We start from the raw sequence: 15230 nt of genomic DNA, 5'->3' as shown, positions 1-15230 counted from the left end.
TTCTGGATGGGGAACTGAGGGATGCCGACTATGAGCGACACAAGCGGATTTTCGAGCGCCGAGCGCGACGCCATGAAACAGCGAGCTGCCGAACTAAAGGCGATGAAGGGAGTGAAGGGCGCTGCCAAGCGCGCAAAAGAGTACGAGGACTGCCTCTCAGCGATTGGGGGCCTCGAGGGCGCCGATCGGCAGATCGCGGAACGACTGCACATCATCGTGTCGGAGGAAGCCCCTGACCTCCACCCCAAGACCTGGTATGGGTTTCCGTCCTATGCCAGGGACGACAAGGTCATCGTGTTCTACCAACCGGCTGCCAAGTTCAAATCCCGGTACGGGTCAATTGGCTTCAATGACGACGCCGCACTCGATGACGGTGAGTTTTGGCCCACCGCGTTCGCGGTGCTGGAGATCACCGAAGCAGCTGAAAAGAAACTCCGAACTCTAATCAGGAAGGCAGCCGGCTGACCTTCTCCTGGGCAAACCTTCGACCTCGAAGCAGCACATCAAGGAGACAGCTCCTCAGGGGTCGGAAGTTTTCGTGAACGGTCGCTGACATCCGTACGGCCCACGAAGGAGAGTGATCATGAGTCGTATCCTCATCACCGGCTCAGCGGACGGACTGGGGCGCCTCACCGCCGAAGCCCTGCACACCCAGGGGCACGACGTCATCGTGCACGCCCGAACCGCCGACCGCGCAGCGCACCTGCGACATCTCACCGACCAGGGTGCCGGCATCGTCATCGGAGACTTCGCCGACCGCGACGCCGTACGTCACATCGCCGCCGAACTGGCCGACCAGGCACCGCTGGACGCCGTGATCCACAACGTCGGCGTATGGAGCGGGCGAAATGTCATGCCCGTCAATATCATTGCCCCGTACCTCTTGACGGCCCTTCTTCCGCTCCCGGAACGGCTGGTCTACCTCAGCAGCGGGTCCCACTTCGGCGGCCGAGCGCGGGTGGACAGCGTCGACTGGCAGGGCAAGGGGGTCTGCTCCTACGGTGACAGCAAGCTCTACGTCACCACTCTCGCCGCGGCGATGGCGCGCCTGTTCCCGGATATTCTGTCCAACTCCGTCGACCCCGGCTGGGTACCCACCCGGATGGGCGGAGCCGGTGCACCGGACAGCCTGGAACTAGGCCACCGCACGCAGGAGTGGCTCGCCACCAGCGAGGACCCTGAAGCGCACACCAGCGGTGGCTACTGGTACCACCAGCACCGACGAGAGCCTCACCCCTCCACCGATGACACGGCTTTCCAGGACAGGCTCCTCTCGGCCCTCGCCGACGAGACCGGTGAACGCCTCCCCCGGCGCTGAACCAGTTGCCGAGGAAACGCTCCGCTAACTCTCCGACGTCAGCGCATAGTGGGCAAGCTCTCCCGGAGGCCCGGGGTGAGCGTAGGCCGAGCCTGGACATCCAAGGATCGATCCCCCTCGCCGCCGGTTCCTACAGCGGGAGCACAGCCGATGTGACCCCCGCAAGCAGGAGTCCCACCCCGACCAGTGCCAGCATGCCGGCTCCCCGGTGGGGACGGTGCAGTTGCCACCGGTCGGGGTCGGAGGCCGCATAGAACACGGTGAGGTCCCGGTCACCGTCGTCCGGCACCTGACCCAACCAGGGTGCCTCATGCACGGTGTTGAACCGGTCGTGCCATCGAAGGACCACATCGGGTGCGGTTCCGGCGAGGACGGCGGTGGTTCTCATCATGGAGCCGTTGAGCAGCCGGATCAGGAGGGCCGCGAGGACGAGCCCCACGCCGAGGGCGCAGGCCCCTGAACTGATCAGTTCCAGGGCGATCAGCCCTTCCTGCCCGGTCCCGGGGGATTGCACGGACAACGCGCTATCGGGGGCGGGTGAGGCTTCCACGTCCGCTCCTTCTCCTGAGGCGAATGCCGGGGCGTCTTCATCGTAACCTCGCGGGGCCGTGAACCTCCCCACGCATTCGAACGGCACACGGCCCCGCTGCCTTGCCCGCCTCTCTACCGATCCTCGGATGTGGTGGAACTGCTGATCTCAGCTCAGCCGGGGACGGCGACCATCGGTCTGCGTGGCGATTTCGTTTAGCTGGCCCTGGTTCTCAAGGCCCACCGAGCGTTTCCGCCACCGGCCCGGAACACCAGCGCCGGCCGGAACCGGCCGGACCAGCCCGCCCAAGACGACTCCGAACGACTCCAGGCGGGTCATGCGCCCACGTGCGAAAATGATGAAGCGGTCGGCACGCGTCGACCGGATCGGAGTCGAATGATGCAACGACCTCATCAGGTGGTGGTCCTCGTGCTCGACGGGGCGCTCCCGCTGGACGTAGGGATCCCGGCGGAGGTGTTCCATCCCGAGTCGGGGTTCCCCTACGAGGTGTCGGCCTGCGGGGTCACCGCCGGAACGGTGCCGTCCCACGGGGGCTTCGGCTACGCGGTCCCGCGGGGTCTGGACGCACTGGCCGACGCGGACACGATCATCGTCCCGGGGTACGCTCCGGCGGGGCGGCCGATACCGGTGGAGGTGTGCGAAGCGCTCCGGAGCGCAGCGTCCCGCGGGGCACGCGTCGCGTCGATCTGCTACGGTGCATTCGCCCTCGCCGATGCAGGCCTTCTCGACGGCCTGCGGGCGACGACGCACTGGGACGCGGCGGAAAAGCTCGCGGAGCGGCATCCGCAGATCACGGTCGAGCCGAACGTGCTCTTCGTCGACGAGGGCTCCATCCTCACCTCGGCCGGAGCCGCCGCCGGTCTCGACCTGTGCCTGCACATCGTTCGGCGCGACCTCGGCGTGAGCGCGGCGAACGAGATCGCACGAGGACTCGTCACCGCCCCCTACCGGACCGGGGGCCAGGCCCAGTACCTGCCGAAGACCAACTCGGCAGGTACTGGCGAAACCCTCGCCGCGACCCGCGAATGGGCCATGACGCGGCTCGACCAGCAGCTTACGATCGCCGGACTCGCCGCACACGCGCGGATGTCACCCCGTACGTTCCTGCGCCGCTTCGCCGAAGAGACCGGCACCACCCCGGTGCAGTGGATCCTTCGGGTGCGGGTCGACACCGCCCGCGAACTCCTGGAGAGCACGAGGCTGTCGGTCGACCGCATCGCGCACCAGGTCGGACTGGGAACCGGATCGAACCTCCGACTGCATTTCAGACGGCTCCTGGATGTGTCCCCCTCGGAGTACCGCGCGACCTTCTCCGGGCGGAGCTGACAACCGCGGTCATCGCCGAGTGCCCGGCGCCTCCCGCTACGAGATGCGAGGGGGCAGCGCGACGGTGTCGCCTGCCACGTCGATCGCGACCTTGCCGCGGAGTGCGTACGACCGCCTGTCCTCCAGGAGCGCGTGAGCCTCGCCCATCCGGGCGAGCGGAAGAACCGCGCCAAGGACCGGCTTCACGAGGCCGCGCTCGACCAGGGTAGTGAGTGCGTCCAGCTTGCCGCGGTTCTGACGGGTGAAGACGAAATGGTAGGCGGCGTTTTTGCCCCACGCCTCGATGAGGTTCTGCGGTTGCGCGATGTCGACGATACTGACGACGCGTCCGAAGTCGGCGAGTATCAGTGGGCTTTTCGTGAGGGTGTCGCCGCCGATCGTGTCGAAGACGACGTCGACCCCCTTGCCCCGCGTCAGCTCGGCCGCGGCACCCACGTAGTCCGTCGAGGTGTAGTCGATGACCGCATCCGCTCCGAGGGAGCGCACGAACTCCTGGTCGCTGGCTTTCGCGGTAGTGATCACCCGTGCGCCCATCGCCTTCGCCACCTGGATCGCGATCGTGCCGACACCGCCCGTGCCGCCGTGAATGAGGATCGTCTCCCCCACGGTGAGCTGAGCCCGCGTCACCAGGGCCTCCCACACGGTCCCGCCGACGAGCGTCAGACTCGCCGCCTCCAGGTGGGTCAGGTTCTCCGGCTTCCGGCCGACGAGGTCGACGTCGGCGACATGCTGCTCGGCGTAGGAGCCGGGGCCGCCGAAGATCTGGGGCGTGTAGTAGACCTCGTCGCCTGCGCGGAACTCGGTGACGTGGGAGCCGACCTCCTCGATCACGCCGGAGATGTCGTGTCCGGTGATCGCAGGGAGGGGGACGTAGTCCGCGTAGTCTCCGCGTCGCACCTGGTAATCGAGGGGATTGAGGGCGGTCGCATGGACGCGCACCCGCACCTGGCGGGGTTCAGCCTTCGGTACGGGGACGTCGTGCAGCTCGAAAGCATCGGGGCCTCCGAAACGGGTGAGCACAACGGCCTTCATCTGATCAGTCATGGCGGTGTTCCTCATCGTGGTTCTGGGTTGGCTACGCGCCGGAACGGGCGGTGCTCTCTCAGTTTCGCGCACACGTTCCACACCCTCCAGTGGCGACAATGCCAATATCCGCAAGGATAGTGACACGCCTGTCGCGCGGTGCCCGGCCATGCTCCCTCCGCCGCCCGGGCATCACCGATATAGAACCAGCTGGAACGGACCATCCGGACCCGTCCCGACACCGAACCTCACCTAAGGGACCCCGGGGGCAGCACGCAGGTTCGATCGATGAGACTCGTCAGGGAGGCCGCCATCAGTACTTTGACGGACACACGTATCCGGTGGCTGGACAGCTGCCGTGGGGTTGCCATCCTGCTGGTCATCGTGCTCCATGCGGGCGAGGCCCTTCGAATAACCGTCGGCCCGACTCCGGGCGTCGACCAGTTCAACCTCTTCCTCGAGCCGTTCCGCATGCCCGTACTCATGTTCCTGTCCGGGATCATGCTGCCGCAGTCGATGGCCAGGACCGGGAGGAAGTACTTCATCGGCAAGGTCTCCAAAGTGGCCTGGCCGTACGTTCTCTGGTCGCTGATCATTCTCGCTGCAAGCGGCGACCTCGGCCCTGCGGCGGTGACCCAGGTCTTCTACAGTTCGCCGACCTACCTCTGGTACCTCTGGTTCATCCTCGTCTTTTACGCCCTTGCCTATCCGCTGCGGCGCGTCCCACCACTGCTGATCGCCGGCACCTCATTGGGCATATCGTTCATGCTCAGCGACGGCAGCCGCCCCGAGACCATGGCCTTTCTCTTGGCGTTTTTCTTCTACGGGGCCTGGTCTGCCCGGCATCCGCGGGAGATCGCGGGAATCATCGGGAAGCCATGGGTCCTGGCTGGTGGCGGTGCGTGCGCGGTGACTGTTGGCGTATTGAACGTGGCGGGTTGGGAGGTGCTGTACCAGGGAGAGTTCGCGTGGGGCGTGGCGGGGGCGCTCGTGATCGTGTGCTGGTTCTTCCCCCGATTCCCCGCCGGACGGGTGACCGCCGTACTCGAATTCGTCGGACGCTACTCGATCGTGTTCTACGTCGCCCATCTTGGACCGATCATGATCACCCTCGCCCTGGCCGACGCGATCGGCTCTACCGGGGCATGGTACGTTCTGCCGCTGTTGCTGCTGGTTGGCATCGGCGTCCCGCTCGGGCTCGCCTGGCTCTACTCAACCCGCGAGCACCTCTCAGTGACTCTGTTGTTCGAACTGCCCGCGCTGCACCGACTGGATGGCAGACGAACGAGGGATGGGCAACGAGCAAGGAACCTCTGAGTTAGTGCAGGAGCCGCCCGATCCAGCGGCGTGGCAATACCGCTGCAATTTACAGGTCCCGGATCACGAGAGCCATGGCGCAAGCCTCGGGCGGAGGCTAGAGTTGGGAACCGGTCCGGTATCACTTCGATGGACCGCAGCGGAGAGGGGAGGTGTTTTTTGATGACTGTCACTGCCGTGTGCCCCCGGCGCCTTGAAACCATCAAAACAACCACCCCCGTCTCCAGCTTCCGTACCGCATAGGGCACCGCCCGCGGAACGCCACACCACCTTGGGCTTTTGCCCGGAAGTGGCCGGCGCCAGGGGACCTTTCCCGAGGTATTCCAGTGAAAAATTTCTCAGGCACCGGCCTGGACAGTCCTGCTGCATCCAATTCCGTTCGCACCGGCCCAACCCTTTTCGGCTACAGCGCCGTCGTGGCACAGTACTTCGACGAAAACCGGCTCCCTGTCTGTAGCGTGGACCATCCCTGCGAACCTGGCCGTGTGGTGCGGGTTGACCGCAGCCTGGTCCTGGTGGCCGTGGGCATGGAGCTCCTGCACCTCCCCTACCCGCTTGATGCCGGCGTGCCGGTCACTGGCGACTGGGTTTGGATAGGACCCAACCGCGCGGGTGATCGCCAGATCCTCGGCGTGCTGCCCCGGCGTTCGGAGCTCAGCCGGAAGCGCGCGTTCGAGGACTCCTCCGCCGCCCAGGTCCTGGCTGCCAACATGGACGTGATCGGCGTGGTGGTTCCGGTTGACCGCCCGCTCACGCACAACCGTCTCGAACGGACGCTCGTCGCCGCCTGGGATTCAGGCGCCGTTCCCCTGGTGATTGTCACCAAAGCGGACCTGGAGCAGGCGGCGGATGACGTCGTCGGGCAGGTCATCCTGCAGGCGGCAGGTGTCGACGTCGTCACCACCTCCGCAGAGAACGGGCACGGGATCGAGGACCTGTTGGCACATCTCCCGCCGCGCAGCACGCTTGTCCTCCTGGGGCCCTCCGGCGCAGGTAAATCCACACTGATCAACGCCCTGGTTGGCCACAACGTGCAGCACACAGGTGAAGTCCGCTCCGGCGACTTCAGGGGCAAGCACACCACCACCTCCCGGGAGCTTGTACCGCTGGCCGACGGCACTGTCCTCATGGACACTCCCGGCGTCCGCGGATTCGGGCTGTTCGACGCCGACGACGGGATGGAGCAGATGTTCGGGGATGTGGACGAACTCGCCGGCCTTTGCCGGTTTTCCGATTGCGCCCATCAACAGGAACCCGGCTGCGCCGTGCAGGCCGCCCTCGCTGACGGCACACTGGAGGACCGCCGCTGGAACAACTACCTGAAACTCCAACGCGAAATGGCCGCCCTGGCCCGCCGCAAGGATGCCGCAGCCAGCCGGGCGTACCAGCGTGAGTGGCACCAAAAAGTCGTCGGAGGAGGGAGATCCCAGCGTTCTGCAGAGCGCGCCAGATCAGAGCGGGAGGAGGAGCAGCGGTCAAAGCGGAAGCGGCGCTGAGCCCTCGAGCCGCTCGGCCGGCCCGCGGGCAGCACGTGGGCGGCCTGGGCGAGCCGGTCGTCCACGTAGACCTCGAAGCGTTCCCGCTCCTCAACACAGAAGACTTGCACGCACCTACTGCTGACAGCCGTAGTCATGGATCCATAGAGACGTGTTTGCGGACCACCCCGGACAGTCCAGGTGAGGGAAGATCGAAACACCAGCCCCGCCCCCTCCCGAGGCCTCCTCGGACAGGCCTACCCCGCAGTGACAGGGTACGGCGCCGTCTGGCGCAGACCGATAATCGGATCCGCCACGTTCGTTCAGCAGAACGAGACTTTGTCCCTAGCGAAGCGGCAGCGCAAGGACGGTATACAGCGCCAGTGCACCCAGCAGGGTGACTGCGGCGGCGGTGGCCCCGACCGCGGCGGGGTCGGCCCGGGTCGTTCCTTTGCCGATGGCGTCAACGCTGCGGTGGTGACGCCGTGCCTGGCTGGCCGCTACGGCCGTTGCCGCGCAGGCGGCCAGGACCACCATGATGACGGGGAACCACCCGTACCGAGGGAACCAGCGCAGGAAAAGCAGCCCGGCGGCGACCAGCGCCAACATCGTCCGGTTCCAGGCCAGCGTGGTCCGCTCCGGCTGCAACCCGGCATCCCTGTGGAGCCGGGGAATGTGTGCAGGTCCGCCGGTGCGCCCTCTCACACCGGCCGGACCAGGACGAAGATGACAACAATGCCCGCTGCCACGGCCGCGCCTGCGGCGAGCACAGGGATCAGGATGGGCAGGGGCAGCGGGCCTCTGCGCCGCATGGCACGCTCGATCCCCAACCATCGGAAACCCGCGGCAGAAGCGAGCATCATCGCCAGCACCAGCAGAAGAACCGCCAGCGTCCTGCGGATCCCGACGGGAAACATGCCTGACGTGAAAGCCTCCACGGCGATCCCGCCGGCCAGGAAACCGAGGGCAGTCCTGATCCAGGCAAGGAAAGTTCGCTCATTGGCGAGGGTGAACCTGGGATCAGGTTCCTCGCCGCCGCCCAGAATCCTCGCCGCGAACCGTCCCCGGGGCACCTGCCTCCCGGCCTCCGATCCCTCTGCAGAATCGGAGGCTTTACCCGCGGATGACATCACCCGCCTATCCTAAGGGCAATGCAACGGTCCCCGGCCCGGCCGGGCGCCGCTCCGCTCCTTGACCACATTGCCATGGTCCTTCGTCCCCGCAGTGGCCAGCCGGACAGGCCGGACGTCAAGACCCTCGGAACGCTCTTTCCCGGCGGCCCGGACCCAGCGCCTGCGCCATTCGCTCCCCTCGTCGCCTACCCCAACTGAAAGGTCCTCACCATGAATCCCCCGTCAGCACCACAGGCACCCCCTGCACGGCAGGCACCTCCTGTCGGCAGCTCCGCACAGAGCCCCTGGGAGAGGCCCCTTGGCAGGGCAGCACTGACTGCTCTTCAGATCCTGCTGCTGCTGGTCCTGTTCACCGTTTTCGTCTACGCGCTCATCCAGGTGCGACTGGTTGTCATACCGTTGCTCCTGGCGCTCATCCTCGCCTCCGCCATCGGTCCGTTCGTGCTGTGGCTTCGACGCAAGGGGTGGTCCAGCTCACTGGCGACAGCTCTCGCCTTCGGTGCGCTGCTCATCTTGATCGGAGGCCTGATCACCGGTGTCGTGTTCGCGGTGGTCGCCGAGACCGACGCGCTGGTCTCGAGCGCCGTCGAAGGAGTGGACCAGCTGATCGACTTCGTGCAGGACGGGCCTCTACCCGTCGACGACCGGCAACTGCAGGTGGCCCGTGAAGCAGCCCTCGACTTCGCCACCAGCACCACCGCCGGAACGACCGCACTGGCGGGGCTCAGCGCCGCCACGAGCTTCCTCACCGGAACCCTCCTGCTGGTGGTCATCCTCTTCTTCTTCCTGAAAGACGGCGAAAAGATCTGGGCCTTCCTGCTCCGGGCCTTCAAGGGCGTCCGTCTCGTGAACGCCCGACGAGTCGGAGACCAAACCGTCGCAGTGCTGGGCGGCTACGTGCGCGGAACGGCAATCGTCGCGGCCGTCGACGCATTCTTCATCGGACTCGCCCTGGTCCTTCTTGACGTAGCCCTGGCCCTGCCACTCGCCGCTGTTGTCTTCATTGGCGCCTTTATCCCGCTGGTAGGGGCGACGCTGGCAGGGGCCCTGGCGACCCTCGTCGCGCTCGTCACCAACGGGCCCGTCACCGCCCTGATCGTCCTCGGCGTCGTCGTCCTGGTGAACCAGCTCGAGGGGAACTTCCTTCAACCCGTAGTGATGGGGCACACCCTCAACGTGCACCCACTTGTCATCCTCGTCGCACTTACCGCCGGAACTATCCTGGCCGGAGTTGTCGGAGCCATCCTTTCCGTGCCCCTCACCGCGGTCGCATGGGCCGGGCTCAAAGCCTGGAACGCGGAACCGGATGACGACATCAGTGCTGAGCAGATCACCGAAGCCGAGACCTACACCCTCATGGACGAACAGGGCCGCGGCCCGAGCACCCTGCCGGAGGACCACGACGGGAATCACGAGGCTGAATCCTCACCCCCTTCAGTGGACCCCTCGCGGCTGGCAGCGCGCCCCCCACTCACTTCGCGGCAGGACGTAACCGATTCAAACGGGGACGACGGCAGCTGACCGCTGAGGAATCCTCCTCGCCGGGCCGCGGCGTCCACCCAGCCCGGACGTGCGCGGCACCGCGCGCTGAATCCACCAAGTCGGTCCCAAACGGCAACGATGTCGGTTCAGCATCCCGGGAATCCACTCCGTCATAATCGACCTCCTGACCTTCCCGGCCCCCGAGCGGATACAGTCGTTCCTGCACCCGTTGCTGCACCGAAGCGCTGACCCCACGCTTCCGCTCCCGGAGGCTTTCGACACCGGAGTGAGTCATCGGCCCTGGACAAGGAGGTCGCAGTGCCCTACCTCGCCGTGGCCGTGCGCGCCACCGTCCTGCTGGTCGCTTTGGCGGCGCTGTATTTCCGGGCGGACTGTGCGTTCCTGACCTACACCTGCCGCCCCGGACAGGTATTCAGCTATTTCACGATCCACAGCACCATGCTGTTCGTGCTCACACTGGGCATGTCGCTCGCGCGCCGGGGAGCCGAGCAGGAGTGGCTGACAGCCGTCCGCGCCCTGGCGGCGTCCTACCTGATGGTCTCCGGGCTTACCTTCGGCATGATGGTCCTCAACGCCGACCTGGTCGGGCATGTGTTCCGGGTATCGATCCCTTCGAGGGTGATGCACTTCATGCTTCCCGTGTATGCCGTGCTGGATCTCCTGCTGGTTCCGGGAAGACACCGGCTGCGATGGAGAACCGGGTGGGCATCCCTGGTGTTCCCCCTCCTGTGGGGAGCTTACATCCTGGTGCTGGGGCGGGTCTCGGGCTGGTACCCCTACTTCTTCCTGGACCCGCAGCAGGTGGGCGGATACCGGGCCGTAGCAGTCTACGCAGCCGTGCTGGCGGTATTGATCGTTATGACATCATTTGCGGTGATCGGCCTGACTCGACTGGTGACCCCGGCCGGCCCGAAGCCCTAACCCGGGGCCTGCACAAGCTTCGCCGTAGGCAATCAGGAGCAGGTGGTGGTCAGCCAATCCCGGATACCCTCAACCGCTGCCTCATACCGGCTCTGGTCGAATTCAGCCTCCGGTCCCCCGCCGTCTTCCCCTGCCTTGGCCTGCGCGAATTCCTCGACGACCTCACGGGCGGCAGCATAGGAATCTCGGACTCCCTCGGGCGCCCTTAAAGCCCGGTCCCCGATTGTGGTGCCGATGCCGCTGATATCTCCGGAGTCCTCCGCCAACTGCACGTTAGTGGGCACCAGGGACAGGGCAAGCACGTCATCGGTCACAGCGGTGCAGGCCTCCTCCCGATCCTCATAAGCTCCCCACCCCGGGGTGGCCGGATCCGACCCCGGCCCGGACGCCCCGCCCGGCACCGGGGTCGGTGATACCGGGGCGGCAGTAGCCGGCGTCGAAGACGCCATGGTCGGGTCTGGCAGGTCCCCGGGCGGTTCCCCGGGTCCTTGGGCGCATGCCGCGAGGACGACCACAGCAAGGCCCGCCGCCGCGCGACTCCACAAGACGCGGAACCTCCCGGCCCCACCGCCTGCCTGCCCACCCATCAGAACCCTTCCGTCCTTTAACCAACGATTCTGTCACCAGCCGGGCGGAGCCGCCCCAAAGCAAACGAAAGTATCACCCCGCATGGATGGGGTGCGGCGCTTCTCTGCAGGACGAAACAAATGCATCGGACCGGACTCGTTGCAATCCAACCCGCCATCGGTTGCCGGTCGTGGCCAGCCCGAGCCGACGAGCATGGGTCAGGACCCCGTTCTCCTTCGTTCCATGCCCAGCCGGCGGTCGACGCATTCAGGAGTGGTCCCGGTAGCACCGCGGGCACCGCGGCGAGCGGAATGAAAAGCATCGGCCGCCCTCCGCGTCACCCCGGCGTGAACGGGAGGCTTGATTGCTTTTTCGTGGCGGACGCATCGGTCTTCTTCATATGGGTTTGTGTGGGCTCTGCCCGCAGGGGGCACGCAGTATGCTCAGGAGCACGACAATCCTCGAGGAAAGGCAACAATGAACGGCGACAGCAAACTCGACCCGAGCGAGGATTTTCCTGCGGATCTGGACGGCCTTCCGGCCGACGAGGTGAGTGTGCTCAACAGCAAAGTGCACCGCCAGATGGACGCCGAGTATGTCGAGGACGGATCGCTCGACCCGGAAACCGAAGGGCGAAATGAAGAGTTGCGACGGGAGCTCGACGACCGGGATGAGAAATCCGGAGAGGCCGAACGACGCCAGGACCGCGGCGAGCATAAAGCCTGAGTGAACCAGGAGACCGACCAAGCAGCTGCGCCGGAGCGTGCCGAGAATCGGACAGTAAAATCGCGACAGCTCACTCAAGGGAGAGTCCCGTCGGCGCAGTCCTTCCTCAGCCGTTGATCTGGGCGTTGCATTGCTGCCGCGGAACACCACGTTCTTACCTCCCGCAGATAAGGTGGGTAACCCCGGTTTCAGCGCCAGCGATGCGCGAACCGGGGTCACCCAGCACCGAGGAGCCGCGGCATCGGTCCCCGGTCGGTTGAGGCGGATTCCGGGGATAATGGGTTGATGGTAGATAACAGCGCGGCAGCCCCCGGGCACGGTCAGGGGGACCTGAGCAGTGCATCTTTGGAGGACATCGCTGAGCAGATGAGCGACCTCGCGCGTTCCCTGCAAGCCGAAAAAGATGAAGAATCGATCCTCCGGCACATGGTGAAGGCAGCCATCGACCTCGTGCCTGGTGCGGAGGAGGCCTCCATCACCGTCGTCACCGGGCGGGAGGCCGTGCAGTCCCACGCCCCTTCGGATGACCTTCCCGAACGGGTCGATGCGCTCCAGGCCGAAACCGGCCAGGGACCCTGCCTGTCTGCGGTGTTCGAACACCGCACCGTCGGTGTCCCCGACATGGCCACCGAAGACCGCTGGCCCCGCTTCGCCCCGGGCGCCGCGGCACTCGGTGCGGCGAGCATGCTCGCTTTCCAGCTGTTCGTCGAAGGTGACAACCTCGGTGCGCTGAACCTTTACAGCCGCAGTGCCCACGCGTTCGGTACGGATTCCGAGGAGATCGGGCTGCTGGTCGCCGCACACGCCGCAGTGGCGTTCGCGGAGAGCCAGAAAATGGCCCAGATGCACGATGCTCTGGCCAGCCGGGACCTCATCGGGCAGGCCAAAGGCATCCTGATGGAACGCTACAAAATCACCGCAGCGCAGGCCTTCATCCTGCTCGGACACTCCAGTTCACGCTCGAATATCAAGCTCGTCAAAATTGCCGAACATCTCACCGGCACCGGCGAACTGCCCCGCCAGGCCGGATAGGTACCGAAACCGCTAGGTTGGCGTGCACCCCGTCACGCCCACCCGATGCCCCGGCGGTGCCCATTTTCCCACGCCAGCTGCGTGCTTGACGGGTCGCTGTAGCGCACCTGCGCCCTCATGTTGTGCGTTGGCGCCTGTGGAGAGGTGGCCGGAGACGCTTGAGGAATTCCGCACCGGATCGGCCCTCACGTCCAGATGGTTGCGTTGTGGCAACACCCGGTGGCTGTACCGCAGTATGGGGCACCGGCGGTGAGATCAGGTGGGCAGAGTCCCGGAGGCCTGGATTCGGGCTGAATGCAGGTCGCTGAGCAGATAGTTGCCGGTGGCGTCCTCACCCTCGGGCCCGCCACGCAGCTTGAGCACCTCAGAGGGTGACAGGTCCGTGAGTTCGGCGATCAGTTCGGGGTCCTCACCATGGCGCAGGGCCGTGGCGACGGCCTCCTGAAGAGTCAGCACCGTGTGGTCCAGTTCGAATTCGGCCGCCTCCCTGTAGGCGGCGGCGACCTTCAGGCGGTTCAAATCTTCAGCGCTCACAGGACACCTGACTCTAACGGTTGACAGCGGAGCACCGGCCACGGGCCAGGCGCAGTGGGACCGGTCCCGTCGGACCGGAAACTTGCGCAACGGTCTTGGAGGACTTCTCCCGAAGCGGTATTCGTCGCCGCCGGCGGCATGGATGGAACAGCGGGCTGGTTTTTTCCCGAGCTTCTTCCCGCAGCACGGCACCGTCGGCGAATGAACGCCGGCTCAGAAGCCGGAGGTTTTATCGGGGGCGTGCGCCGGGCTCTCGAGTTGTGATTGGAGGCCACTCAGGACGATGGTGATGCCCTGGTCGAGTTCGACTTCGCCGTCGTAGTCCAGCAACTGGGAGCCGAGGCGTCGCAGGTAAGGGAAGTCCTGTTCGGGCAGACGGTGCAGGCCCAGCCGCAGCCCGGTGTCGTCCTCGTCGGGATTGACGACGAACTCCTCGAGCTCATTGATCACGTGTCCGAGAAGGAAACCGTAGTAGGCACGGTAGGCATGGAGGGCACCGGAGGGTCCAAAGCCGGCCCGGGTGAAAACAGCGAGGAGCTGCTCGAGGGGACGCAACGCCCCCAGCGGCCGCAGCCCCAGAGGAGTGGACAACGGGCGAGTCACCAGGAGCGGCACAACGTGGGGGTGCTCCAGCACCAGGGAGCGAAAACGGTGGGCGGCCCTTCGCAGCTGATCCTGCCAGGCCGCATCTGTGTCTTCGGCCTCAGAGATCACCCATTGATCCAGCAGCAGCTCGGTCAAACCATCCAGCAACGCGTCTCGGTTGGCCGCGTACCGGTAGAGCGCCATCGGGTCTCTGTCGAGCTTGTGCCCGAGCCGGCGCATCGACAGGGCCTCCAGACCCTCCACATCGACCAGCTCGAGCGCAGCCTGCAGCACGATTCGGCTGTTCAACGGGCTTCGCCGCTTTCCCCCGACGCCCGCTCCCGGAACGGGAGCACCTCTAGGCGCGTCGTCCGGGACAGGGCCGTCGTGCCGGTTCACTGAAACCATAATCATCCACCATCTAGTAAGCCGACTTGCTATCTTCCAATCTACACCGTAGAGTCTACGGTGTAGAGCAACGCTGTGGAGCAGACCGCGGCCACCGCGCTCCCTACCTCGATACGGATCCCGCTCAGTCCGGGCCAAAGGATCCGTCACCGGTCTCACCCTTCACACTTCCAAAAGGAGATTTACCATGTCGAACAACAACAACAACGGTTACAGCCACCCCGCCGACACCCACAACGGCAACCTGGCGGTCGCTGACCGCCGCTCGACCGAGACGAAGGCTTCGACGAAGACCACCGAGTTCTTCGCCTACATCGCCATCGTGCTCGCCACCGCCCTCACCGCACTGGTTGTAGGCGACGGCGGAGAAGGCGAAGACGTGTTCAACGCCCTCGACGCCATGAAGCTCATCACCTTCCTGACCATCGGTTACATGGTCTCCCGCGGCCTGGCCAAGTCCGGCAGCCGCGAGCACTACACCAACTCCTAAGCTCCACCGTGAGGTGTTCCCCCTGCACAGGCCCCGGCCCGCGCAGGGGGAACACCGCTTTCACCGGGCGCCGGTTCCACGCCCGGGCAGATGTATGTCGAGAAACTTCCTGAGGATCAGCCCATGAGTGAAACCATCGCAGTACCGGTGAAGCGCAAAGTCCGGATCGCCAAGCCTAATGACGTGGTTGCGTCGTATTCGGTTCTGCTGAAGCAGGTCCGGAAGGAGGGGCTGCTGACCCGGCGCCGGCGCTTTTATGTCTCGGTGTTCGCCCTGCTCACCCTGGCCATGGGGGCGGCCTGGACCGGGTTCGCCCTGCTCG

17 protein-coding genes and 1 pseudogene are annotated in these 15230 nt (G+C 65.6%); 11 read left to right on the top strand and 7 right to left on the bottom strand.

The window, feature by feature from the left end; translation table 11 throughout:
* Positions 1–30: 30 nt before the first annotated feature.
* Both GVV77_RS02880 and GVV77_RS02875 read left to right on the top strand, forming a co-directional pair.
* Positions 31–465 (top strand): hypothetical protein, encoded by a 435-nt coding sequence (locus tag GVV77_RS02880; protein ID WP_159616240.1) that lies wholly within the window; start codon positions 31–33, stop codon positions 463–465.
* Between the two features lie 118 nt (positions 466–583).
* Positions 584–1318, top strand: a complete 735-nt coding sequence (locus GVV77_RS02875; protein WP_159616238.1) for an SDR family NAD(P)-dependent oxidoreductase — start codon at positions 584–586, stop codon at positions 1316–1318.
* A 130-nt stretch (positions 1319–1448) separates the two neighbouring features.
* On the opposite strand, the gene GVV77_RS02870 is transcribed toward GVV77_RS02875, so the two are convergent.
* Positions 1449–1868, bottom strand: coding sequence for a hypothetical protein (locus GVV77_RS02870; RefSeq protein WP_159616236.1), 420 nt, complete (start codon positions 1866–1868; stop codon positions 1449–1451).
* A gap of 375 nt (positions 1869–2243) precedes the next feature.
* On the opposite strand from GVV77_RS02870, the gene GVV77_RS02865 reads away from it, so the two are divergent.
* Positions 2244–3194 carry a GlxA family transcriptional regulator gene (locus tag GVV77_RS02865; RefSeq protein WP_343033034.1) on the top strand — a complete coding sequence of 317 codons (951 nt, stop codon included), beginning with the start codon at positions 2244–2246 and terminating at the stop codon, positions 3192–3194.
* A gap of 36 nt (positions 3195–3230) precedes the next feature.
* On the opposite strand, the gene GVV77_RS02860 is transcribed toward GVV77_RS02865, so the two are convergent.
* Positions 3231–4238, bottom strand: a complete 1008-nt coding sequence (locus GVV77_RS02860) for a zinc-dependent alcohol dehydrogenase family protein (RefSeq protein WP_159616234.1) — start codon at positions 4236–4238, stop codon at positions 3231–3233.
* A gap of 267 nt (positions 4239–4505) precedes the next feature.
* Here GVV77_RS02860 and GVV77_RS02855 point away from each other — a divergent pair, with 267 nt between their 5' ends.
* Both GVV77_RS02855 and rsgA read left to right on the top strand, forming a co-directional pair.
* Positions 4506–5534 carry an acyltransferase family protein gene (locus tag GVV77_RS02855; protein ID WP_159616232.1) on the top strand — a complete coding sequence of 343 codons (1029 nt, stop codon included), beginning with the start codon at positions 4506–4508 and terminating at the stop codon, positions 5532–5534.
* Between the two features lie 326 nt (positions 5535–5860).
* The gene (rsgA, locus tag GVV77_RS02850) at positions 5861–7030 is read left to right on the top strand and encodes a ribosome small subunit-dependent GTPase A (protein WP_201293161.1); all 1170 of its coding nucleotides are present in this window, start codon (positions 5861–5863) and stop codon (positions 7028–7030) included.
* A 324-nt stretch (positions 7031–7354) separates the two neighbouring features.
* Here rsgA and GVV77_RS02845 read toward each other — a convergent pair whose 3' ends face one another.
* Positions 7355–7657, bottom strand: a complete 303-nt coding sequence (locus GVV77_RS02845) for a DUF202 domain-containing protein (RefSeq protein ID WP_246199607.1) — start codon at positions 7655–7657, stop codon at positions 7355–7357.
* A 53-nt stretch (positions 7658–7710) separates the two neighbouring features.
* The gene (locus GVV77_RS02840; protein WP_159616939.1) at positions 7711–8139 is read right to left on the bottom strand and encodes a YidH family protein; all 429 of its coding nucleotides are present in this window, start codon (positions 8137–8139) and stop codon (positions 7711–7713) included.
* Positions 8140–8352: 213 nt separating this feature from the next.
* On the opposite strand from GVV77_RS02840, the gene GVV77_RS02835 reads away from it, so the two are divergent.
* Together GVV77_RS02835 and GVV77_RS02830 are read left to right on the top strand one after the other, a co-directional pair.
* Complete coding sequence (locus GVV77_RS02835; protein ID WP_159616230.1) at positions 8353–9663, top strand: AI-2E family transporter; 1311 nt, start codon at positions 8353–8355, stop codon at positions 9661–9663.
* A gap of 279 nt (positions 9664–9942) precedes the next feature.
* The gene (locus GVV77_RS02830; protein WP_159616228.1) at positions 9943–10566 is read left to right on the top strand and encodes a Pr6Pr family membrane protein; all 624 of its coding nucleotides are present in this window, start codon (positions 9943–9945) and stop codon (positions 10564–10566) included.
* 32 nt (positions 10567–10598) lie between these two features.
* On the opposite strand, the gene GVV77_RS02825 is transcribed toward GVV77_RS02830, so the two are convergent.
* Positions 10599–10880, bottom strand: a complete 282-nt coding sequence (locus tag GVV77_RS02825) for a hypothetical protein (RefSeq protein ID WP_159616226.1) — start codon at positions 10878–10880, stop codon at positions 10599–10601.
* 730 nt (positions 10881–11610) lie between these two features.
* On the opposite strand from GVV77_RS02825, the gene GVV77_RS02820 reads away from it, so the two are divergent.
* Together GVV77_RS02820 and GVV77_RS02815 are read left to right on the top strand one after the other, a co-directional pair.
* Positions 11611–11859 carry a hypothetical protein gene (locus GVV77_RS02820; protein ID WP_159616224.1) on the top strand — a complete coding sequence of 83 codons (249 nt, stop codon included), beginning with the start codon at positions 11611–11613 and terminating at the stop codon, positions 11857–11859.
* Positions 11860–12144: 285 nt separating this feature from the next.
* Positions 12145–12891 (top strand): GAF and ANTAR domain-containing protein, encoded by a 747-nt coding sequence (locus tag GVV77_RS02815; protein ID WP_246199606.1) that lies wholly within the window; start codon positions 12145–12147, stop codon positions 12889–12891.
* A gap of 255 nt (positions 12892–13146) precedes the next feature.
* Here GVV77_RS02815 and GVV77_RS02810 read toward each other — a convergent pair whose 3' ends face one another.
* Both GVV77_RS02810 and GVV77_RS02805 read right to left on the bottom strand, forming a co-directional pair.
* Positions 13147–13425: a hypothetical protein gene (locus GVV77_RS02810; protein ID WP_159616222.1), complete on the bottom strand. Its 279-nt coding sequence runs from the start codon at positions 13423–13425 to the stop codon at positions 13147–13149.
* Positions 13426–13638: 213 nt separating this feature from the next.
* Positions 13639–14319 carry a TetR/AcrR family transcriptional regulator C-terminal domain-containing protein gene (locus GVV77_RS02805; RefSeq protein WP_246199605.1) on the bottom strand — a complete coding sequence of 227 codons (681 nt, stop codon included), beginning with the start codon at positions 14317–14319 and terminating at the stop codon, positions 13639–13641.
* Between the two features lie 286 nt (positions 14320–14605).
* Between GVV77_RS02805 and GVV77_RS02800 the strand changes: the two genes are divergently transcribed.
* Complete coding sequence (locus GVV77_RS02800) at positions 14606–14908, top strand: hypothetical protein (RefSeq protein WP_159616218.1); 303 nt, start codon at positions 14606–14608, stop codon at positions 14906–14908.
* 123 nt (positions 14909–15031) lie between these two features.
* Positions 15032–15230, top strand: a pseudogene (locus GVV77_RS02795) (acyl-CoA desaturase); the annotation flags it as partial.

Source organism: Arthrobacter zhaoguopingii (assembly GCF_009828605.1).
In the GTDB taxonomy this organism is placed as follows: Bacteria; Actinomycetota; Actinomycetes; order Actinomycetales; family Micrococcaceae; genus Arthrobacter_D; species Arthrobacter_D zhaoguopingii.
The sequence above is the reverse complement of the archived record's forward strand: the minus strand, read 5'-3'. Positions and strand labels throughout refer to the sequence as shown.